This window comes from Desulfosporosinus sp. I2, from assembly GCF_000960765.1.
Lineage (GTDB): Bacteria > Bacillota > Desulfitobacteriia > Desulfitobacteriales > Desulfitobacteriaceae > Desulfosporosinus.
In genome coordinates, this window is the sequence record NZ_JYNH01000060.1 from 1 (window position 1) to 20,560 (window position 20,560).

Consider the following 20,560-nt stretch of genomic DNA (forward strand, 5'->3'; position numbering starts at 1 on the left):
GATTGTTTCGGACAGCGTAGCCATGCCCTTGTGGTCCATGGATCCAAGTATCTTTCGAAACCGATGTATGAGGGTTAGAAGGGTCCCTATTTTGAGAAATAATCAATACCGCTACCAAGGCAGCTAATAGACTAAACGTGATAAGGGCCCTTAAGACGCGTTTGCGGTCCATCCGATAAAGCACCCCTTTAAATTAGGTTTTAAAGAGTTTTAAGGACTATTCTTGCCTGTTCTAGTGTTTGGTCTATGTCAGCTTTCGAATGGGCCGTTGATAAAAAGACAGCTTCAAATTGACTGGGGGCTAAATAAATACCATGTTCTAACATCCCGCGGAAGTACTTGGCAAATCGCTCCACATCTGAAGTACAAGCGCTGGCATAATCCTTAACCGGAACGTCAGTAAAAAAGGGAGAAAACATGGCCCCGATGGAATTAACCCAGATAGGCAGTCCAGCCTCTTGGGCAAGTTGCTTTAAACCTTCTGCCAGTCGGATTGTTTTACTTGTTAAAGCCTCATACGTGCCAGGTTGTTGTAACAATCTTAACGTCGCTAAGCCAGCGTTCATGGCTAAAGGATTACCAGAAAGGGTTCCTGCTTGATAGATTGGGCCACTAGGAGAAATCTGTTCCATAAAACGACGTTTCCCGCCGTAAGCCCCAACTGGAAGTCCCCCGCCGATTACCTTACCTAAGCAAGTCAAATCCGGATCAATTCCGAAATAGGCTTGGGCTCCACCGTAACTAACCCTAAAGCCGGTCATCACTTCGTCAAAGATGAGTAATGCCCCGTACTCTTTTGTTAAATTGCGAACTCCCTGTAAGAATCCTTCTTCAGGTAAGACTACACCCATATTTCCTGTGACTGGTTCGAGAATCACTGCGGCAATCTCTTCCCCTTCACTCTGAAAGATCTCTTTTAACCCTTCAAGATCATTAAACCGGGCGGAAATAGTGGTAGATGCAATTTGAGCTGGAACTCCAGGAGAGGTTGGAACACCTAAAGTCAAAGCACCACTGCCTGCCTTAATCAAAAGTTGGTCTGAGTGCCCATGATAACAACCTTCAAATTTTACGATTTTTGTCCGGCCTGTAACGCCACGTGCTAAGCGTAGAGCACTCATTGTCGCTTCAGTCCCAGAGTTAACCATGCGTACCATCTCCATGGAGGGAAACGCTCTCAGTACTTCTTCGGATAATTCGCTTTCAACTTCGGTCGGAGCACCATAACTTGTTCCGCGTTCCGCCACCCGTTTGATCGCCTCAACCACGTTCGGGTGGGCATGCCCTACGATAAGCGGACCCCAAGAACCCACAAAGTCAAGATAACGATTACCATCGATATCCCAAATATAAGCTCCTTCGCCGCGGTCGATAAATACCGGGTTTCGACCTACGGATTTAAAGGCTCTTACGGGTGAATTAACACCACCCGGAATCACCTTCTGGGCCCTAAGAAATGCTTGGTGGCTTTTTTGATCGACAAAACTCATGTAAATACCTCCTTTCTAGTTAGCTTCTTCTTCTAGAAAATATTGCATACTGCTCTTCTTTAATTCCACAGTACTAAAAAGCATCGAATAAGTCTTTACCCCTGTTGCCACAGAAATTTTCTTCATAACCTCTCCGCAATCCTCCGCAGTTTTCCCATGGATCATCGTAAAGAGGTTGTAAGGCCAATCAGGCAAGGTTGGTCTTTGGTAACAATGACTAACTTCCTTAAAGCGCGCCATAATTTCCCCAACCTCAGCCGCTTGTTCAGGATTAACTTGCCAAACTCCCATAGCGTTGGCCACGAAACCTGCTTTCTGATGTCGCAAAACTGCGCCAAAACGGCGAGTAACTTCTGCATTTAAGAGTCGATTTGCACAAGCAATGACCTTTTCAACTGGCCACTGAAGGTTTTCGGCAAGCACGGTAAAGGGAGTCGGTGAATCCGGCAGATTTCCTTGGAGCACTCGAATTAGAGCGATGTCTTCATCCGTTAGATCATAAGGAGTGACACATTCCTTTTGTGCGCCGCGGAACTCAGTGTCTCTGAAAATGTCTATTTCCTCTTCAGGAGACAATTCCTCACCAGATAAGTCAAAATCAAAATTGACATTGATTTTAAACAATCGAGTGGCCGGAAGGCTATACACATCCTGTACTCCAGAGACTTCGCGAATCGTTTGGAGAATTCTTTCAGCGATAACCTGCGAACGGGCAATGAGTGTAAACCAGAGGTTATACTCATGATTACGAATATAATTGTGAGTCACTCCGGGAAGCCCCTCTAGAAGTTTTGCTAAGATGGGAATCTTCTCTTCTGGAACCTTCGCCACACATAAGGTACTATAGTACCCTAAACTTCGCGAATCAAAGACGCCTCCTAAACGACGAATGATCCCTTCCTGTCGAAGGCGTTGAATTCGTTTAAAGGCATCATCCTCTGTCGTCCCTGCGGCTTCGCCGAGGATCTGGTAGGGATGGACGGCTATCGGGAAGCGGTCCTGGATGGCATTTAGGAGGGCTCGATCCTTTGAATCCATATAAATCCCCTTTCTCCCATGGTATAAGCACCAAGGCTCCTCTGCCATGTAATCTCCCTCATTATAGTACGCAGCCCGTGCCCGGCAACCTCCGCAGGCACGCTTATACTCGCAGGAGCCGCAACCACCTTTATAATCGAGGGTACGAAGATTATTTAAAACTTCATTGTTACGCCAAATTTCATCAAATGGGGTCTCCCGTACATCTCCAAGCGGGATATTTAAATAGGCACAGGGTTGGACTTGCCCTTTCGGTCCAATGATACAATAGGCTGTTCCAGCCAAGCACCCACGACTAAAACGCATATTAACACCCATTTGTTGAGCGATTCGCATAAACTGAGGGGCACACGTTGGCTTGAGTTCTATATCAACGGTTTGTTGTTTCTTCATAATTCGAGTTAAGATTTCCTCATACGCTTCCGCTTTGAGGGTTTCTTCTTCAATTGAAACTGCCCGTCCAGTCGGCACGAGGAAAAAGAAATGGTGGGCGACCGCGCCTAATTCGACCGCAAAATCTGTAATCGCTTCTACTTCGTTCGCATTCCAATCCATAATGGTTGTGTGAATTTGGAACGGAAGGCCAACTTCACGGCAAATTTTCATGCCTCGCACTGCCCCATCCCAGGCACCTGGGAATTTGCGGAATTCATCGTGCTTTTTCTTATCCATGGAGTCTAAGGAAATACCCATGCCCATAGCTCCAGCCGCTTTAAGTTGCCGAGCTAATTCCAGGGTAATTAAGGTGCCGTTCGTTCCAAATACAGGACGCAACCCCAGAGACGTGGCATAGGCCACTAATTCAACAATATCAGTCCTCGTCAGGGGTTCTCCCCCACTAAAGATCATAATCTTGAAACCAGCTTTGGCAATTTGTTCTAACATGGTCTTTGCTTCGCTTGTGCTTAGTTCGTCTTCTACTTTACAGCCTGCATCACGGTAACAATGGTCACAGTACATATTACAAGCGTTCGTTGTATTCCAAGAAACTATCATACAGGTCCTTCCTCTCTGAGCCAATTCGCAACATCTAACGCATGATACGTGATTAGTAAATCGGCTCCTGCACGCTTCATGCTTACCAAGGCTTCCATGACAATACGTTTCTCGTCAATCCATCCGTTGGCAGAAGCCGCTTTTACCATCGCGTACTCACCGCTGACATTGTATGCTGCCACAGGCACTCCGCATTTCTGCTTAGTACGATAGATAATATCTCCATAGGCCATGGCCGGCTTGACAATAATCAAATCGGCCCCTTCTTCAATATCTAACTCTGTCTCCCGCATCGCTTCATTGCCATTCGAGGGATCCATCTGATAAGTCCGACGATCTCCAAACTGAGGGGTTGACCCCGCAGCTTCCCGGAAAGGTCCGTAAAAACCTGAAGCAAACTTCGCTGAATAAGCCATAATGGGAATATGAGAAAATCCTTCTTTGTCTAACAGTTCTCTGATTGCAGCGACTCGGCCATCCATCATATCAGACGGAGCAACCATATCCGCACCCGCTAGTGCATGGGAGAGAGCGGTCTGGGCAAGCAAGTCTAGGGTCGGATCGTTGAGGACTTGTCCCTGATCAATTAGCCCACAATGTCCGTGATCGGTATACTCGCACAGGCATACATCGGTAATCACATAGAGTTCCGGAAAATGCTTCTTGGCTAAACGTACAGCCTCTTGAACAATTCCATGCTCATGATAAGCCCCTGACCCTACGCTATCTTTACTCTCCGGAATACCGAAAAGTAAGACCGCTGGGATTCCTAGTTTCACAACCTCTTGAAGAGCTAGGATTAATTCATCGAGTGAAAAGTTATATACACCCGGCATGGAGGAAATCTCCAACTTTTTTTTCTCACCCATCATGACAAACATAGGGTAAATTAAGTCCTGAACTCTAACATGATTTTCCTGTACCATACTTCGAATGGCTTGATTGGCTCGTAAACGGCGTGGGCGCCTTTTAAGTTCCATTATTGAACCCTCCTGTAGTTTTGGTCTTACTTTATCCCGATTTCTTCGTCCGTTAAATAGCATGCGGGGTCGGACTCCCAGAAGTCTCCTGTTACAGCTTCCGCACGTGTCCGAAAATTACCGTTACACATGTCTAGGTATTGACAAGCTGCGCATCGTCCTTTGAGTAGGGCTTTACGGTCCTTTAGCCCTGCCATGATGGGATGGGATACATCGGTCCAGATCTCTGCGATCTTGCGTTCGCGGACATTTCCAAACGAGATATGCTGGGTGAATTGGTCAGGATGGACGTTCCCCAGTGGGTCAACTTCGCCGAAGGCAATCCCTGAACGGTTTCCCCCATTGAATCCGATCAGACTCTTGATCTTTTCTGCCCTAGCTGGATCTTCTTTTAAGGCTTGGATGTACATGTACACTCCATCACAATGATTATCGACGGTCAAGATCTCTTTTTTCAAACCGCGCTCTTCAAAGTCGCGAGTCCGGCGAATAATCGTATCCATCGCCTGACGGGATTCTTCCGGCGTCACATCTTCGGCAATCATTTGGTTACCACGACCTGAATAGACCAGATGGTAAAAGCAAACGCGATCAATATTCTCGGCTTCAATGAAGTCGAAGATCTTGTCTAGTTCTTTAATGTTATGGTGATTTATGGTAAAACGAAGCCCAACCCGTTGATCCACGGCCACACAGTTTTGAATTCCTTGCATTGCCGCTTGAAAGGCTCCTTCTTTACCACGGAACTTATCGTTGACATCGGCAAGCCCATCCAGTGAGATTCCAACATAGGAGATTCCAATGTCTTTGATGCGCCTAGCCACTTCCGGTGTAATCAGAGTGCCATTGGTAGATAGTGTTGCGCGCAGTCCTTTGGAAATCGTATACTCGGCGAGTTCGAAAAAATCGGGGCGTATAAGGGGCTCTCCTCCGGAGAAAAGTAGAACAGGAGATTTGAATTCGGCTAGGTCGTCGATAAATCGCTTAGCTTCTTCAGTGGACATTTCTCCCTCGTATTTTTGTGCATCAGACTCCATATAACAATGTGCACATTTTAAGTTACAAGTCTTGGTCGAATTCCACACAACAACCGGCCCTGAAAGAGTGGTCGTTCCATTTCGAGCTCCGCGGGAGTCTTTATTATAACGTAGAGAGTCTCCAAAATAATCTGTATCAAATAAAAGCTTTGTTACGCTAATCATGGTTTATTTCCCTCCAGCAATGTTTCTACCAATCCGCTAATTGTATATTGAGATGCTTCTTTGAAAATTGTCAGACCAAGTTCTTGAGCAGTTGCACTCGTGATCGGCCCGATAGAATAGAGAGAAACATTGTCCAGCAAGGAAACATCTCCATCAATCAGAGTCATAAAGTTTCGCACTGTCGAAGAACTGGTAAAGGTGACTGAATGGACCGCTTTGTCTTGTAGCAAGCTTTTTAATTCACTACGGTTTGCTCCACCAATGACAGTTTTATAAACTGGGACATCCCAGACATCCGCACCCATGGCCTTAAGAGATACTGGCAAAACGTCTCTTGCTTCTTCCGCCCTTGCGAGCAAAACCTTCTGACCCGTTGATATACGGCTCGATAAACCTTCAACAATTTTCTCCGCCCGGAATTCTTCTGGCACATAGGCAACTCGTAATCCCCTTTGTTCGATAGCCATTTTTGTCGCAGGGCCTATGGCGACTATCTCAATGCCAATCAGATCCCGAACATCCCGTTCTTGCCGCTTAAGCTCGGCAAAAAAGGCTTCAACCCCGTTAACACTGGTAAAGATGAGCCATTGAAACTCTTTAAGATTATTTAAAGCATTAATCAAAAACGAGTTATCTGAAGGAGGGGCAATATCAATCGTCGGAAATTCCCAAGCTTCTCCTCCTAAGGCTTCAATCGCCTGAGATAACTCGCTCGCTTGATGGCGTGCCCGAGTGACAATAATCCGTTGTCCAAACAGAGGCTTCTTTTCGAACCACTGGAGTTTTTCTCGCAATCTGACGACTTCTCCGACTATAATGATCGAGGGGTTCGTAAACCCCTGCTTTATAACCTCTGTTGCAATAGTATCCAGTTGCCCCACGAGCGTCCGTTGCTCCGGACGAGTACCCCATTGGATAATTCCAACGGGAGTCGTAGGCTTTTTGCCATTTTCCATCAGTTTTTGAGCAATCATGGGGAGATTCTGCATTCCCATCAGAAAAACAAGGGTTCCGTGTGAAAGTGCAAGGTGGTCCCAATGAATGGTTGTTTCGTTTTTGGTTGGATCTTCATGTCCTGTAATGACAGCAAAGGAGGTTGTTAAATCTCGATGTGTCACAGGGATACCAGCGTAGGCTGGGACAGCAATCGCGGAAGTAATCCCTGGTACTACTTCAAACTGTATACCTGCCTTGAGTAACGCTTCTGCTTCCTCGCCTCCCCTGCCAAAAACAAAAGGATCTCCCCCTTTAAGGCGAGTCACTATTTTCCCTTCAAGTCCCTTATCAACGAGGACCTGGTTTATTTCTTCTTGTCTCAAGGTATGCCGGTCCGGAGATTTCCCAACATAGATAAGTTCACAATCCGGACGGGCTAACGCTAAGAGGCGCCGCGAAGCTAAACGATCATAAACTAATACATCCGCTTTAGCGATACATTCCGACCCTTTTAGGGTTATTAATTTCGGATCTCCCGGACCTGCACCGACTAAAAATACATATCCCTTATTCAAAGCGAACACTCCTATCCAATCAAGTTCCCCTATCGTATTTCCGCCAATATATCGTTAGCCCCTAGGGCTATCAAACGATTGGCGACCTCATTGCCTACTGTTTCTGGATCAAGCCCTTGGGCTTCAGCCTTAATCAATCGTGTCCCATCTAAGCTTGCTACCATCCCTCGAAGAATAATCTGTCCATTGATTACTCGTGCTAAGGCTCCAATGGGAACCTGACATCCGCCTTCAAGTTTGCGCATTAAAGCACGTTCCGCGCGAACTGCTTGTTCCGTGGCAATATCATTAAGAGGAGAGAGTAACTTCTGAATGTCAGATCGTCTCTCCACGATTTCGATAGCAACTGACCCTTGGCCGACTGCCGAAAGCATCAAATCTTCTGGTAGAATTTGGGTGATTCGTTTTTCCCACCCTAACCGTTTCACCCCTGCCGCAGCAAGTACAATCCCATCCATCTCTGACTCTTGCAGCTTTTTCCAGCGAGTTTGAAGATTCCCCCGTAGATCCATAAATTTAAGATCTGGGCGATAGTGTTTTAGTTGGGCTTTTCGACGAAGACTGCTTGTACCGATAATTGCTCCAGAGGGTAATTCCTCTAGAAGGACTCCGGTCTTACTTAAAAAGACGTCCCTTGGCTCCTCCCGTTCGCAAAAAGTGCTAATCATTAACCCCTTTGGTAACACGGTTGGCATATCTTTGAGACTATGAACTGCCATGTCAAGTTCATCATCCAACAGTCCTTGTTCCAATTCCTTAGTAAATAATCCTTTGTCCCCTATTTTGGAAAGGGGAACATCCAAGATCTTATCTCCCTTAGTTTTCATTGAAACAAGCTCGAATTTACCCTCAGGATAAAACATCTCTAATTTACTTTTTACCCACTCAGCTTGCCACATTGCTAATTGACTATCCCGAGTCCCAATCCTAATGGTCTTCATTCTGCTTCTGCCCTCCCACGGTGCATGTGTCCAGGATGTTGCTTCATAATTTTATTGGATCGTTTTTCTTCTTCCTCAACATCCAAATCAAAAAGATTTTGTAAGATTTCCGTATAAAGATGGCCTTGGCTCGTCGAAGCATACTCTTTAAGATTCGTGATAGGCACGTGTAAGAGATGGTTAACAATGGAATTAGCCATAGATCGAACAACTTTCTCCTGTTTTGGGGTTAAACCGCCAAGGCGTTCAAAGGCACGCTCAAGTTGCAATTCTTTGATTTTCTGTCCCTTTTGCTGTAATGCAACAATTGTCGGAACTACAAATAATGAATTATGCCATTTAAGAAAGTTTACCATTTCCTCGTCAATAATCTTTTCCGCGTTAAGAGCCGCTATTTCTCGTTCTTGATGATGGCGATCAATAACACCTCGGAGATCATCTATGTCAAATAATGTAACGAAGGGGATGTCTCCTACTTCCGGATGGATATCACGCGGGACCGCAATATCAATCAGCAGCATAGGTCGTTCCTGTCGTTTAGTCATGATTTCTTTAATACGTTCGGGTAACAAAACAAAATGTTTGGAAGCCGTTGCGGAAATTACGATATCTACTTCTTCCAGATACTGATCCATATCATCAAAACGCACGGCACGACCTGAAATTTCTTGGGCGAGATTAACAGCTTTTTCATAAGATCTATTGGAGACTAAAACCGTGGAAGCTCCGGCTGCGACGAGATTTTTTGCAGTCAGTGTACTCATCTCGCCAGCTCCCATGATTAAAATTCCCTTGCCTTCGAGTTCTCCAAATTGTTGTTTAGCCAGCTCTACTGCAGTATAGCTAATCGATACCGGGTGTTGATCAATTAACGTTTCTGTTCGTATCCGTTTACCCACAGCTAAGGCCGTCTGAAAGAACACATTAATTGCTTTGTTAGTGACGACCGCTTCATTCGCCTGTTCATATGCACTTGCAACCTGTCCAAGAATTTGAGTCTCTCCCCGAACCATCGAATCCAAACCGGAAGTTACCCGAAATAAGTGCCGCACAGCATCATATAAGGTGTGAACATATAAATACTGGTCAAACACCTTCTCCTCAATGCCATGTTGACTAGCCAAAAACTTTTTAATAGATACAATCCCTACTTCAACCTCTGTTGTAGCAGCATAAATTTCAGTGCGGTTACAGGTGCTGAGTATTAGAACACCCTCTAGCCCTGGATAGCTTTTGAGTTTTTTTAGGGCATCTTTCATTTGAGAAGGATGAAAACTCATTTTTTCCCGAATTTCTACGGGCGCGCTTCGGTGATTTAATCCAATAGCGACAGGAAACACGTTTCAACCACTCCTTTCGCCTCGGCAAATCGTTGAGCTTTAATAAGTTTTCTCACTTCTCCATCCGTAGCGCGATTCCAGAAAATACTTCTCTTGTCAGGTGGTAAGTCACTCTTAGCTTTAGTCCGCCAATTTTTAAGCAAGGTAAGATAGTCGCCCATCTCATCTCCGTACATTGTTTCCAATTCAGCGCGAACTTGCCTGGCAACGATAGGGCTACTTCCCCCTGTCGATACAGCAATTTTAAGATCCCCTCGTTCCATGATCGAAGGCACAATGAAACTACACTTATCTGGGTCATCAACAACATTTACCGGCCGATAAGAAGCTTTGGCATCACGGGACACTTGAGCATTGACTTCCTCTATTTCCGTGCATGAAAAAACAAGCATAGCATCTTGAATATCTTCAGTAGAATAGTCCTTTTCTACCCAAAAACATGTTTTTCCATCAACCAGTTCCCTAAGCTCAGGTACGAGACGTGGGGAGACAACCTTCACCATAGCTCCATGATGCATAAGGGTTTGAACTTTACGAAAAGCTACGTTCCCTCCACCGACGACCAAAACTGGCAGAGCCAATAAATCCATAAATATTGGATAATACTGAGACATAAGCTATAGTCACCTTCTCCACTTTTCTCCCTATTCCAATTCGTTTTATTATAACAATTTCCCTGCCCAAAACCTATACATTTTCGTTAAATAAGATTATTCAAAGGAACATTCCCTAAATGGACATCATTGTTTACGAAGCATATGAATGAAGGCCCGCTAAAAAGTAGTTGACACCAAAGAATGTAAACAAAACAGCGGCGAAACCAAAGATTGCCAGCCAAGCCGCCCTTTTTCCTTTCCAACCGTACATCAACCGAGCATGCAAGTATCCTGCATAAATGATCCAGGTAATTAAAGACCAAGTCTCTTTGGGGTCCCATGACCAGTAAGTTCCCCAAGCATAATTTGCCCAAATTGCGCCCGTAATAATGCAGAGCGTTAATAGCGGAAAAGCGAATCCTACAACTTTATAGGCTAGTTCATCAAGTCTGTCTAAGGGCGGAAATCGCGAAACGATTCCCTGATGATTCAAATTATTTTGAGTACCTTCTTTACTCAGTTTGATGAGATACATAGCTCCTAGCCCGAAGGATACGGCAAAAGCGCCGTAGGCAAACATTGCTGTCACTACGTGAAACGTAAGCCATTGACTCTTCAGGGCTGGAGGAATAGCTTGGGCAATTCGTTCCTCAGGCCCCATCTTCATGATAATAAACATCAATAATAAGAAAGGAATGGGCATAACAAACGCGCCCAGAGCTCTTAATTTATAGCGATATTCAGCAAACAGATAGACTGCCATGATGCCCCCCACAAATGTCAAAATAAATTCATAGCCATTAGAAAGTGGCGGATGGCCTGAAGTGAGCATTCTGAGGATAATGGCCATGATGTTGGCGATTAAGGCAACAATCGTTAGATATGTTGCGAGCTGCCCAATAAACTCCTTTTTGGTGCCTAACCAAATGAGGTACAACAACATTGCTAAAGTGCTTGCCATTACTAAAATATAGAACATGGCTGTTTCAAGGTTTTCTAACATTCACTATCCTCCTTTATCATCTTAGCAGTTTAGATACAGAATCTACCATTCGTTCTAAGGCTGCTTGACTATTAGCGGTCATTTTTCCTGATAACGCACCCGTGGTCAGGTTTCCTTGGACTCCGTCCTCTAATTGAAGAATTCCAGAGATCACAATGGGTTGCCAATAAAAGGCAAGTATGAGCCCCGCAACTAACAAGGCACATCCCAACCAAATAATGGCAACCCCCGGATCCTTCTTGACTTGTAGCCCGGTGAATCCTGCTAAGCCATTAAAAGTTAATTGATAAGTTCCTTGAACATCGATCGTTTGCCCTGTCGTCAGTTGTCCAGCTTGGATCGGTTTTTCCTCGGTCCCTTTGTATACCTGGTAAAGAACGTCCGCTTTCTGTGAAGAACCCGATTTAATCGCGGTTACAAGATAAAGCTCAGTTCCCGGAGCTTGGAAATAACTTAGTCCTTGATCACGTAAGACAACTGAAGATTTTTTCGCCCTTCATATCCACTGTAAAACTTGCGCCGTTGGCAAAATTCGCTTGATAAAAAGTAATTCCATGATACTTAAACGGATGATTTACTGACAATGTCTGTCTGGATACTTCCTGTCCGTTTTCCAAGATACTCATGTCTGTATACCAATTATCTCGTTCACCATTAGGCAAGAAACGATCCTCTGCAGAATTTATGCGCACATCGAAGGTCTCGGAGACCTTACCTTTAGAGAGCTGGATTTCTTGGATCGGAAAGGTTGTTCCGGCCCCTTCCATAAAGTATCCCTTGAAGCCGAAGAGGGATCCTAATAAAGCACCAATGACTAAAACTACGAAGGAAAGATGAGTAATCAAAGAGCCCCAGTTTCCGAGTCGGCGTTTTATAGCAATAAAACTCCAATAGTCAGATTGATTGCTTAGGGAAAAACGATACCCTTTTTGTTTCAAAACCGTCTGAACAGACTCCCGTAGTTGAGTGGACTCCCCTTTAAGCGTAAGTCTAATTTTCAGGGGTACCTGCTCAAGAGTTGTCGGTGGTTTCAGCTTGAACGTCCTCAGATAAATACCTTTAAGCCGTTGAATACTACACACGATTAGATTGATACATAGTAGACCTAACAACAGGCGAAACCAAACAGTGTTATAAAGATGAGTAATCCCCATCCACTGCCAAATTTGGCCCAGTTGTTTAGCTTTTTCAGGAGCCTGTTCAAGCTGTGGCACTACCGTTCCAATTCCAGATACAAGAGCAATTATTCCTAATAGAGCTAGTCCAAGCTTCATTGAACTGAAAGCTCTCCAAATTCGCTCGCTTAAATCCTTGGAGTTATCTTCCATCTAATACAAAACCTCCCAGTCTGGCCTGTTCAAGTTAATATTAACCTAAACGAATTGCGATATACCTTCTATAAGTATAACTAAGCTACACATCGTTCTTATTGATCTAAACTATACCATATTTATTATACAGTTCCAAAATTACGAATTACTTTTAAGATCACTAACCAACAAAAAGAACCCCTTAATTCAACATTAACAGGGTCTTTTCATGATAGTTGTTTCAAAAAATTCTATTGTATTAGATCAGAACCTTAGAACTTGCGGACTCGAATAAACTCAGCTAAATCTTCTAAAGCTTTGCGAGTCGGAATGGTCGGCAGGTCCAGAAGATGTTTCTTGGCTTTTTTGACATATAAATCTACAAGCCGCATGGACTGATCGATTGCTCCGGTAGCCTTTATCAGTCCAATCGTTTCAGAAACTTCATCGTCAGTCTTATCCATTTTTCCCAGTAAAGTCTTAAGCTGAGCTGGCTCGGTTGACAGTTTGAGGGCCAAAATCATGGGTAACGTCATAATTCCCTGACGTAAGTCTCCGCCAATTGGCTTCCCAAATTCTGAAGGCTTAGCGGTAATATCTAATACATCATCAACGATCTGAAAAGCCATGCCTAAGGAATGACCATAAGCACCCAGCGCCCAAACTTGACGTCTGGGAGCATCTGACACTATTGCCCCTAGTTTACAACAGGCGGATATCAACAAAGCAGTTTTCCGTTTAATGCGATAATAGTATTGCTTAAGATTTTGTTCTACATCAAACGATGACTTAATTTGTTGAATTTCTCCCTGACACATTTCAACGCTGATTCCTGCAAGGATACGGGCAACCTCAGGGTGATCTATCTTTGAAATGAGTACTAATGACTTTGCAAACAGATAGTCCCCCGTTTCGATGGAGACGATATTCCCCCATTTAGCTTTTACCGTGGGACGCCCTCTTCTGGTCATTGATGCATCGACGACATCATCGTGAACTAGCGAAGACATATGTATCAGTTCTAACGCCATCGCCACAGGCATCAACTTTTCCATCGAATAACTGTAGAACTTTCCGGCAAGAAGTGTAAAAGCAGGGCGTAATCGTTTACCACCCGCCGATAATAAATGAACAGCCGAATCCTGGAGAATCGGATAATCCGTCTCCACGAATTTTGTTAATTCTTTTTCAACCCGTTGCAGATCTGAATTTATCTGATTTAAGAGCCAGAGTTGTTTCAAAACCGATTCACCTGCTCGCACCCTTTTCTTCATAAGATACCATATCTGATGGCAGTTCCGCCAGAGGATCCTTGGCTACTTCATCCTCGTAAGTTAACAATTCCTCTTCCGGCTTAGCATCTTCCTCACTTTTGGACTGGTTTGCATCCCTCCCAGAAGTAGGGGTTGAGGTTGTCTGCTCAAATGCTTTGTTCATGATCGTCGTTGGTGTATCAATAGTACTTTGAAATTCTTTCGTCAATTCATTCGTTGCTTTTCGAATTTCAAATACTATTTTACCAATCGACCGAGCAATAACCGGAAGATCTTCAGGTCCAAATAAAATAAGGACTACTACTAGAATCAAGAGTATTTCACTTAAACCCATATTTTTTACCCCCCCTTTTATGCAACCAGGTCTCTATCTCTTCTACGAACAATTAGATACCCTAACCAGATGCTAATTTCATAGAGGAGATACATTGGTCCAGCCATGAGAAGTTGTGTAACTAAATCTGGCGTTGGGGAAACCACCACCGCCAGAATAACCATCGATAATACTGCCCAGCGTCGTTTTTGAGCTAACATCTGGGGAGTTAACACCCCTATCCGAATTAAGATTAATAAGACAATAGGAAGTTGAAATACTAGCCCAAACGTTAAAAGAAAGGCTAAAAGAAAGCTAAGATATGAGGTTTTTGTCAAAAATGGAGTTGATTGAATTGCACCACCCCCGACAAAAAGCAAAAACTTAATACCTAAAGGCATTACGATAAAGAAACACAGGGAGGCTCCGCCAAGAAAAAGGAGTACTGAGCTGGGTACAATGATAAATAAGTACTTTCGTTCATTTTGCTTCAAGGCAGGAAGTACAAAACTCCAAATCTGCCATAAAAGAATTGGGAGGGCCAAGACTACCCCAGTAACGACCGAGACTTTTAATTTGACTAACATAGGTTCTAAAGGGGTCGTGGTAATGAACGTGATTTTTTCCAATACGGTAACAGGACGGGCAAAATAAGCAAAAACTTGATCACTTACAAGCCAGCCAATAATGCTACCTAACGCAATAGCATATGCAGATATAACGAGCACTTTGCGTAGCGCTTTTAAATGCTCCATCAACGGCAAATTGGCCTCATTAAGCTGTCGCTTTCGCCTGCGCATCCGCCTACACTTCCTTCCTAAAGGCCTTTAACCGTTCGTAGTGTGTATTGCGTTGAACAGCCTGATAACCTGCATCTTCAATACAACGTATAATTTCTTGGAGCGGAACACGTGTTTTTACGCCAGCGGCCCGAACAACATTTTCCTCGAGCATGGTACTTCCAAAGTCGTTCGCTCCAAATCGCAACGCCACCTGCGCCATTTTAGCTCCTTGGGTGACCCACGAAGCTTGGAGGTTAGGAACATTATCGAGCATCAAGCGTGCAACCGCAAGTGTTCTCAAATACTCAACCCCAGTACTCCCCTCTCCACCAAGCTCAGTATTCGAGGGAGCAAAACTCCAAGGGATAAAAGCCGTAAAACCACCTGTTTGATCCTGAGCCTCCCGAACACGAACCATATGTAAAATTCGTTCCTCAAAAGTTTCGACATGCCCAAACATCATCGTAGCCGTTGTTTTCATGCCGAGCTTATGAGCAGTGGTCATCACGTCCATCCATTGTTGCCACCCAATTTTATTTGGGCTTATTTGGTGACGTACGCGATCATCAAGGATTTCCGCCCCTCCCCCGGGGATCGAGTCCAAACCTGCGTCTCGAAGTCGACGGATGACTTCCTCAATGCCCAGCTGAGACTTGTTCGCTAAGTCCCATATTTCTGGGGGGCTAAACGAGTGAATGTGAATTGAGAAATGGGCTTTGATATCACGCAGAAGCTTTTCAAAGTATTCTAGATCCAAATCGGGATGTAACCCCCCTTGGATTAAGAGTTGAGTCCCTCCTACTTGAATTGTTTCTTCAATTTTAGCATGTAATACGTCCCTTGACAAAATATATCCTTCTGGATCTCCCGGTTTACAGTAAAATGCACAAAACTTACATTGACAGGAGCAGACGTTAGTATAGTTAATATTCCGGTCAATGACAAAAGAGACGATGTTTTCTGGATGCATCTGCTTGCGTACAAGATCAGCGCCTTGTCCCAATGAAAGAAGATCCGCATTTTGCAATAACCTGATACCATCCGCAACGGATAACCGTTCACCCGCTAGACGTTTCTCGATGATTGCTTGGGTTTCCGTTCGCATGTACTTCAATCCTTTCCGTCCGACACGGATTCAATAAACGCGTTTAAAGAAAACTTGGCTGGCGCCAAGCCTTAGCGAAGGCGGCCGCCTTAGTTGCACTTATGCTTACCAGAAACTTATACTTTCTGATAGTACAAAAGTATCCTGTTCCACAGGTTCTCGCCCAGCCTTCTCAATCAAGTGGATCAAGGCTCGCTTCGTCATAGTGTGACTATCTAGAAAATCCACGCCAAACGTCATAGATACCTGGGTTAGTTTGGGGCCGAGCACGCTGCCGAAGGCTTGGATATGGTCAACATTATCTAAAAGAATCCGTGAAACTGCAAGCATTTTCAAGTCTTCAAAGCCAGTGGAATCCTCGACCCCCATCATTTCTTCCAATTTTGTCCCTTTAGGATAGTGATAAAGCGGCATGAAGGATTGAAATCCGCCTGTTCGGTCCTGAAGTTCCCGCAGCTTGAGTAAGTAGTCGATATGTTCCTCTATCGACTTAGCATGCCCATAGAACATAATGGCATTAGTGTGCATCCCTAAGCGATGTGCCGCTTCCTGAATTTCCAGATAGCGCGCTTCAGAAACTTGATGGAGCATTTCCACGTAAGATTCAAAAGGGATTTCCGAGTTGAGCCCACCCATAAGCTGTAGTTCCGAAGGATCCGCTTGATCTGAAAAAATCGGGGTTACATTAGTATCCTTAATCTGCCGAGTGATCCTAAAATAAGTTCGATTCCCGTTTTTCTGTTCGCGCACTAGATTAGCCATATATCCTAAAGCCAAGATGTCTTGACTATTCATCAGGCGAATTCCAGCGAAAAGGTCTAACCGTTCGCCACTTTCCACTTTTTCTATTAGATCAATAAGTTCACTTTGGACAAACAGTGAGGACATAGTAACGACTCCTTTTTAGCGCAATAATATCAAATCCATAATTGAAAAAACAAAAAGCAGAATACTTAAGTAGCCATTAAGGTCAAAAAAGGCAACTCCAATCTTAGAGAAATCATCGGCTGAAACTAAGCGGTGCTGACGAAAAAGTAAGACAATGGCTATGCCAACTCCTACATAATAAAGCCAACCCATCGACATGACGACTCCAACGAATATAAAGAAGATTGGGGCGATAGTATGTAAAAATGCTGAAATTTCCAAACCTCTTCTCAATCCAAAGATCGCCGGAATGGAATTCAATCCTTCCCTGCGGTCAAATTCTACATCCTGACAAGCATATACGACATCAAAACCTGCCACCCAAGTCATAACCCCCAGCCCCAATAAAACCGGTGCCAAGGCCCAGTGACCGGTAACCCCAATCCAAGCCCCCGCCGGAGCTAAGCCTAGGGAAATTCCCAAGACGAAGTGACATGCCCAAGTAAAGCGTTTGGTATAGGAATATAAGACAAGAAAAAAAACAGCAATTGGCATTAGAAACAAGGCTAAAATATTGAGTTTGTAGGCCGAAAAGCCCAGTAAGAGGAATGAAAGTATTGTATACAAGGTTACTTCAGCGACCCTAAGCTGACCTGCAGGTAGCGCCCTCCGGGCCGTCCGCGGATTTCGGGCATCTATGTGTCGGTCGATCAGACGGTTTAAAGACATGGCAGCTGTTCTAGCGCCGATCATAGCTAGTGTAATCCAGAAAAGCTTCAGCATTGACGGAACGCCATGAGCCGCCAAGAAAGCACCTAGATAGGCAAACGGAAGGGCAAAAATTGTATGTTCAAATTTAATCATTTCAAAGAAAACTTTTAGTTTATGCATACTCTACTCCGTTCGTTAGGATCCAGCAACTTGAGGATTGTATTCAGTGCTGAGCTTATTTGACAAGTATTGATATACCTCTATTAGAGGGTGTAGTTGAAGCTGGGAACCCGCCGAAATTTCCAGTAAAATTGCATTCGCACGTTGAAGAATGGATTGCACCACAGTTATCTCCATTCGTTCCCTCCACGCCCCCCAAGCAAGTCCTATTTCCCAGCCGAACGCTTCCATTTGGCGTTGTACAGGAATAGAGACACCCGCCAGTTCTGCACTCAGACGAGCAGCTAAGGCGGTCAAAGAGGCATTCTCTAATTCAATAATTTGAAGTAGCTCATCCCTACCTAGTCTCTTTTCACGAGCAATCCAGCGCGAAATTCCCCCTTGACTTTTAAGTCCAATGACTTGAGCCAGAGGGTCCAGAAATTGTAAGAGTTTCACGCGGCAAAGCTCAAGGAAGAATTTACCATATAGCAAATCCCCAACCAGCACGGGAAATTGTCGAAGTTCTTCCGCAAGTTCTTGATCATCCTTCATAAGTTTATGAACCCTATTGGCCATAAAGATAAATTGAACGATACTTGCCAAAGCTTCCGATTTTGGCCCTTGATCACCGCAGGCTCTACTTACTGCTAAGACAATCGCAGGATGAACCGTTTGATCAAGTTCATCCATATCCAGTTGAACCAATTCCTCAAATCCAACTGGTTTAAAGTTAATTTCTTGACGCATATGTGCTTGTACTGCGTTCAGTTTCTCAAAAAAGCTGAATTCTACCGGAACCATCTTATCGCTCCTTGCCTTCCAATCGGACATTAACCTATTATATATTCGTGATTCTTATTTAATCTCCTGCCCTGTTTATGCAATATACTCTGATAATATGACATTATTATCGTAAGAATATGTAACCTCACTAAAAATACAATAGACCCTGCAACTTCTCAAGTCACAAGGTCTATCTAGTACCTCTTAGAAAGTATAAGCTTTCTTCTTTTTCCGTACTTGACTTAGTCCGGAGTAAAATAAATATCCCTCCTAAATATTTACCGCTTCCTTTGGATCCTCAACAATTCCCCGCTTGATTTCCGTTGCTGTCATATGACCCGCCTCGAAATGATCCGTTAAATAGTTACAGGCATCCCAGGGATTGACACGGTCCCCGCACGTAAAGACGTCGACGGCTGCATATCCGAGTTCTGGCCACGTGTGAATGGCTAAGTGAGATTCAGAAATAACAACGACACCACTCACTCCTTGAGGACTAAACTTATGAAAAACTACCTCACGTACCTCGGCACCAGCCTCCAAAGCTGCGTTGACCATCATTGCTTCGACCTTTTCACGATCATTTAAAATGTCGAAGCTACACCCGTAAATTTCAGCCAACACATGACGTCCAAGAGAATTTGCCAATTGTGATCTTTGCCCCCTTTTTACTAAAAATAGGAAAGAATCTGGGCCAAATCGTCCAATTAGACGGCTTACCCCAAATTTCCATCACGTTAAATTTTAGCACAAAGTACGGTGTTGTCAATAAAAAAATCTAATATAACTACATTTTACTCTGTTTAAGTTAATTTAGTGTTAATAACTCTAGATTTCTGACTGTTCCTATGTTACGCTTCGAAAAAATCGATTTTTCTAGCCAATTTTTAAGACCTCAACTTTTGAAAGCTTCTATAATATAAGGGGTACTTCTGAAACGTCTGTTGAAGCTGTGTTTAACCCAATAATAACTAACATAACCAAATTAAAGCCAATTGTTTCATACAACCGTATTGACTAGCCAATCTAACTAATTTAAACTTAGTAGGTAGAACTGAACTTAGTAGGTAGAATGGGGGTGAAATTATATGAGTCAGACCCTAACGGCTGCGGAAGCTGCGAAAATCCTCAAAGTATCAAAATATACTCTTTATGAACTTGTTAAACGCGGTGAGATACCAGCTCACCATATAGGTCGACAACTCAGAATTAATCCGTCCGTTCTTGAGCAATACCTACATGGAACGACTGGTGGCAACAACGCTATCCCTCCCGCTATGATTTCCAATTCTTCCGAATTGCCCATCATCCGCTTTATTGGAAGTCATGACCCGATTGTCGAACTACTTTTTGAGTTCCTCAGCCACGCTCAACTCCCTGTTGAGTCTTCAGTTTCTTTCAAGGGAAGCATGGATGGACTCATTTCCCTTTATCGTCGGGAAGCGGATATTTCCGGGATACATCTATGGGATGATGTATCAAACGAGTATAACATTCCCTTTGTTAAGCACGTTATACCTGGAGAATCTGTCTGTATAGTCAACTTAGTTCAACGTGAACAAGGTTTTATCGTCGCATCTGGAAATCCTCTTCAATTACATACATGGGATGATATCACGTTAGAAGGTCTGCATTTTATTAACCGCCAGAAAGGCTCAGGAACCCGTCTACGTCTCGATGCCTACCTTCGAGCGGCTAAGATTTCTCCAGGTCGTATTCTGGGCTATGAACATGAAGAAAGCACCCACTCTGGAGTCGCTTGCCGGGTAGCCAATGGACAGGCTGATGTTGGCGTCGGAGTAAAAGCCGCGGCTCTGAGGCTCGGTCTTGATTTTATTCCCCTCTTCCAAGAACGGTATGATCTCGTTTGTTTAGGTAAAACTGCTAAAACCCCTATTTGGCGAGAGCTCATCGAGATTCTTAAATCTCCAGGATTCCTCCAAGCCATCCATCAGCAAAAAGGGTATGATACGTCCTTGACAGGAAATGTCTTCTTAAACACCTAAACATCCTCCATTCTCCCTCCTACTGCCTTTTCTCGTCCTCTTCATTGTGGCAGATTTGAGCAGTTCTATTAGTTATGCCCTTTGCACGTCTTACTTGTTATTACTCTATCAGCCATACTCCCTCTGGAGAGTGGTAACACTCCCAAGTTG

The 20,560-nt window shown here is 44.1% G+C and carries 20 protein-coding genes and 2 pseudogenes; 1 reads left to right on the forward strand and 21 read right to left on the reverse strand.

Annotation, left to right across the window (positions count from 1 at the left end; all coding sequences use genetic code 11):
- Nucleotides 1-200: 200 nt before the first annotated feature.
- The 21 genes and pseudogenes from hemL to speD all read right to left on the reverse strand — a co-directional run bounded on the left by hemL (nt 201) and on the right by speD (nt 19,052).
- Entirely contained in the window at nt 201-1,490 is a 1,290-nt protein-coding gene (hemL, locus tag UF75_RS14190) for a glutamate-1-semialdehyde 2,1-aminomutase (protein WP_045575255.1), read from the reverse strand.
- Between the two features lie 15 nt (nt 1,491-1,505).
- Nucleotides 1,506-2,528, reverse strand: a complete 1,023-nt coding sequence (locus UF75_RS14195) for an Lrp/AsnC family transcriptional regulator (RefSeq protein WP_045575276.1) — start codon at nt 2,526-2,528, stop codon at nt 1,506-1,508.
- Nucleotides 2,529-2,534: 6 nt separating this feature from the next.
- Nucleotides 2,535-3,524 (reverse strand): annotated as a pseudogene (nirJ2, locus tag UF75_RS14200) (putative heme d1 biosynthesis radical SAM protein NirJ2); the annotation flags it as partial.
- The gene (gene hemB, locus UF75_RS14205) at nt 3,521-4,504 is read right to left on the reverse strand and encodes a porphobilinogen synthase (protein ID WP_045575256.1); all 984 of its coding nucleotides are present in this window, start codon (nt 4,502-4,504) and stop codon (nt 3,521-3,523) included. The gene hemB and the pseudogene nirJ2, both read right to left, overlap by 4 nt.
- 26 nt (nt 4,505-4,530) lie before the next feature.
- Nucleotides 4,531-5,706, reverse strand: a complete 1,176-nt coding sequence (gene nirJ1, locus UF75_RS14210; protein ID WP_045575257.1) for a putative heme d1 biosynthesis radical SAM protein NirJ1 — start codon at nt 5,704-5,706, stop codon at nt 4,531-4,533.
- Nucleotides 5,703-7,217, reverse strand: a complete 1,515-nt coding sequence (gene cobA, locus UF75_RS14215; RefSeq protein WP_045575258.1) for a uroporphyrinogen-III C-methyltransferase — start codon at nt 7,215-7,217, stop codon at nt 5,703-5,705. The genes nirJ1 and cobA overlap by 4 nt, the downstream gene beginning before the upstream one ends.
- A gap of 29 nt (nt 7,218-7,246) precedes the next feature.
- The gene (gene hemC, locus UF75_RS14220; RefSeq protein ID WP_045575259.1) at nt 7,247-8,158 is read right to left on the reverse strand and encodes a hydroxymethylbilane synthase; all 912 of its coding nucleotides are present in this window, start codon (nt 8,156-8,158) and stop codon (nt 7,247-7,249) included.
- Nucleotides 8,155-9,498 (reverse strand): glutamyl-tRNA reductase, encoded by a 1,344-nt coding sequence (hemA, locus tag UF75_RS14225; protein WP_045575260.1) that lies wholly within the window; start codon nt 9,496-9,498, stop codon nt 8,155-8,157. The genes hemC and hemA overlap by 4 nt, the downstream gene beginning before the upstream one ends.
- A complete protein-coding gene (locus UF75_RS14230; RefSeq protein WP_045575261.1) occupies nt 9,474-10,112 on the reverse strand; it encodes a bifunctional precorrin-2 dehydrogenase/sirohydrochlorin ferrochelatase in 639 nt (212 codons plus the stop codon). The genes hemA and UF75_RS14230 overlap by 25 nt, the downstream gene beginning before the upstream one ends.
- Nucleotides 10,113-10,245: 133 nt before the next feature.
- On the reverse strand, nt 10,246-11,097 hold the full coding sequence (ccsB, locus tag UF75_RS14235; RefSeq protein WP_045575262.1) for a c-type cytochrome biogenesis protein CcsB: 852 nt from the start codon (nt 11,095-11,097) through the stop codon (nt 10,246-10,248).
- A gap of 16 nt (nt 11,098-11,113) precedes the next feature.
- On the reverse strand, nt 11,114-11,296 hold the full coding sequence (locus UF75_RS31035; protein WP_348983057.1) for a hypothetical protein: 183 nt from the start codon (nt 11,294-11,296) through the stop codon (nt 11,114-11,116).
- A 21-nt stretch (nt 11,297-11,317) separates the two neighbouring features.
- Nucleotides 11,318-11,506, reverse strand: a pseudogene (locus tag UF75_RS31040) (cytochrome c biogenesis protein ResB); the annotation flags it as partial.
- Nucleotides 11,507-11,561: 55 nt separating this feature from the next.
- Entirely contained in the window at nt 11,562-12,425 is an 864-nt protein-coding gene (locus UF75_RS14240) for a cytochrome c biogenesis protein ResB (RefSeq protein ID WP_348983058.1), read from the reverse strand.
- A gap of 254 nt (nt 12,426-12,679) precedes the next feature.
- Complete coding sequence (locus UF75_RS14245; protein WP_045575278.1) at nt 12,680-13,648, reverse strand: polyprenyl synthetase family protein; 969 nt, start codon at nt 13,646-13,648, stop codon at nt 12,680-12,682.
- 7 nt (nt 13,649-13,655) lie between these two features.
- Nucleotides 13,656-14,015: a twin-arginine translocase TatA/TatE family subunit gene (locus tag UF75_RS14250; protein ID WP_045575263.1), complete on the reverse strand. Its 360-nt coding sequence runs from the start codon at nt 14,013-14,015 to the stop codon at nt 13,656-13,658.
- 17 nt (nt 14,016-14,032) lie between these two features.
- On the reverse strand, nt 14,033-14,794 hold the full coding sequence (gene tatC, locus UF75_RS14255; protein WP_045575264.1) for a twin-arginine translocase subunit TatC: 762 nt from the start codon (nt 14,792-14,794) through the stop codon (nt 14,033-14,035).
- 4 nt (nt 14,795-14,798) lie between these two features.
- Entirely contained in the window at nt 14,799-15,881 is a 1,083-nt protein-coding gene (gene mqnC / locus UF75_RS14260) for a cyclic dehypoxanthinyl futalosine synthase (RefSeq protein ID WP_045575265.1), read from the reverse strand.
- A 105-nt stretch (nt 15,882-15,986) separates the two neighbouring features.
- Entirely contained in the window at nt 15,987-16,769 is a 783-nt protein-coding gene (locus UF75_RS14265; RefSeq protein WP_052693264.1) for a hypothetical protein, read from the reverse strand.
- 15 nt (nt 16,770-16,784) lie between these two features.
- On the reverse strand, nt 16,785-17,639 hold the full coding sequence (locus tag UF75_RS14270) for a UbiA-like polyprenyltransferase (RefSeq protein ID WP_045575266.1): 855 nt from the start codon (nt 17,637-17,639) through the stop codon (nt 16,785-16,787).
- A 15-nt stretch (nt 17,640-17,654) separates the two neighbouring features.
- Nucleotides 17,655-18,422 carry a geranylgeranyl pyrophosphate synthase gene (locus UF75_RS14275; RefSeq protein ID WP_045575267.1) on the reverse strand — a complete coding sequence of 256 codons (768 nt, stop codon included), beginning with the start codon at nt 18,420-18,422 and terminating at the stop codon, nt 17,655-17,657.
- 252 nt (nt 18,423-18,674) lie between these two features.
- Nucleotides 18,675-19,052, reverse strand: coding sequence for an adenosylmethionine decarboxylase (speD, locus tag UF75_RS14280; RefSeq protein WP_045575268.1), 378 nt, complete (start codon nt 19,050-19,052; stop codon nt 18,675-18,677).
- 440 nt (nt 19,053-19,492) lie between these two features.
- Here speD and UF75_RS14285 point away from each other — a divergent pair, with 440 nt between their 5' ends.
- A complete protein-coding gene (locus UF75_RS14285; protein ID WP_045575269.1) occupies nt 19,493-20,410 on the forward strand; it encodes a helix-turn-helix transcriptional regulator in 918 nt (305 codons plus the stop codon).
- Nucleotides 20,411-20,560 lie beyond the last annotated feature (150 nt).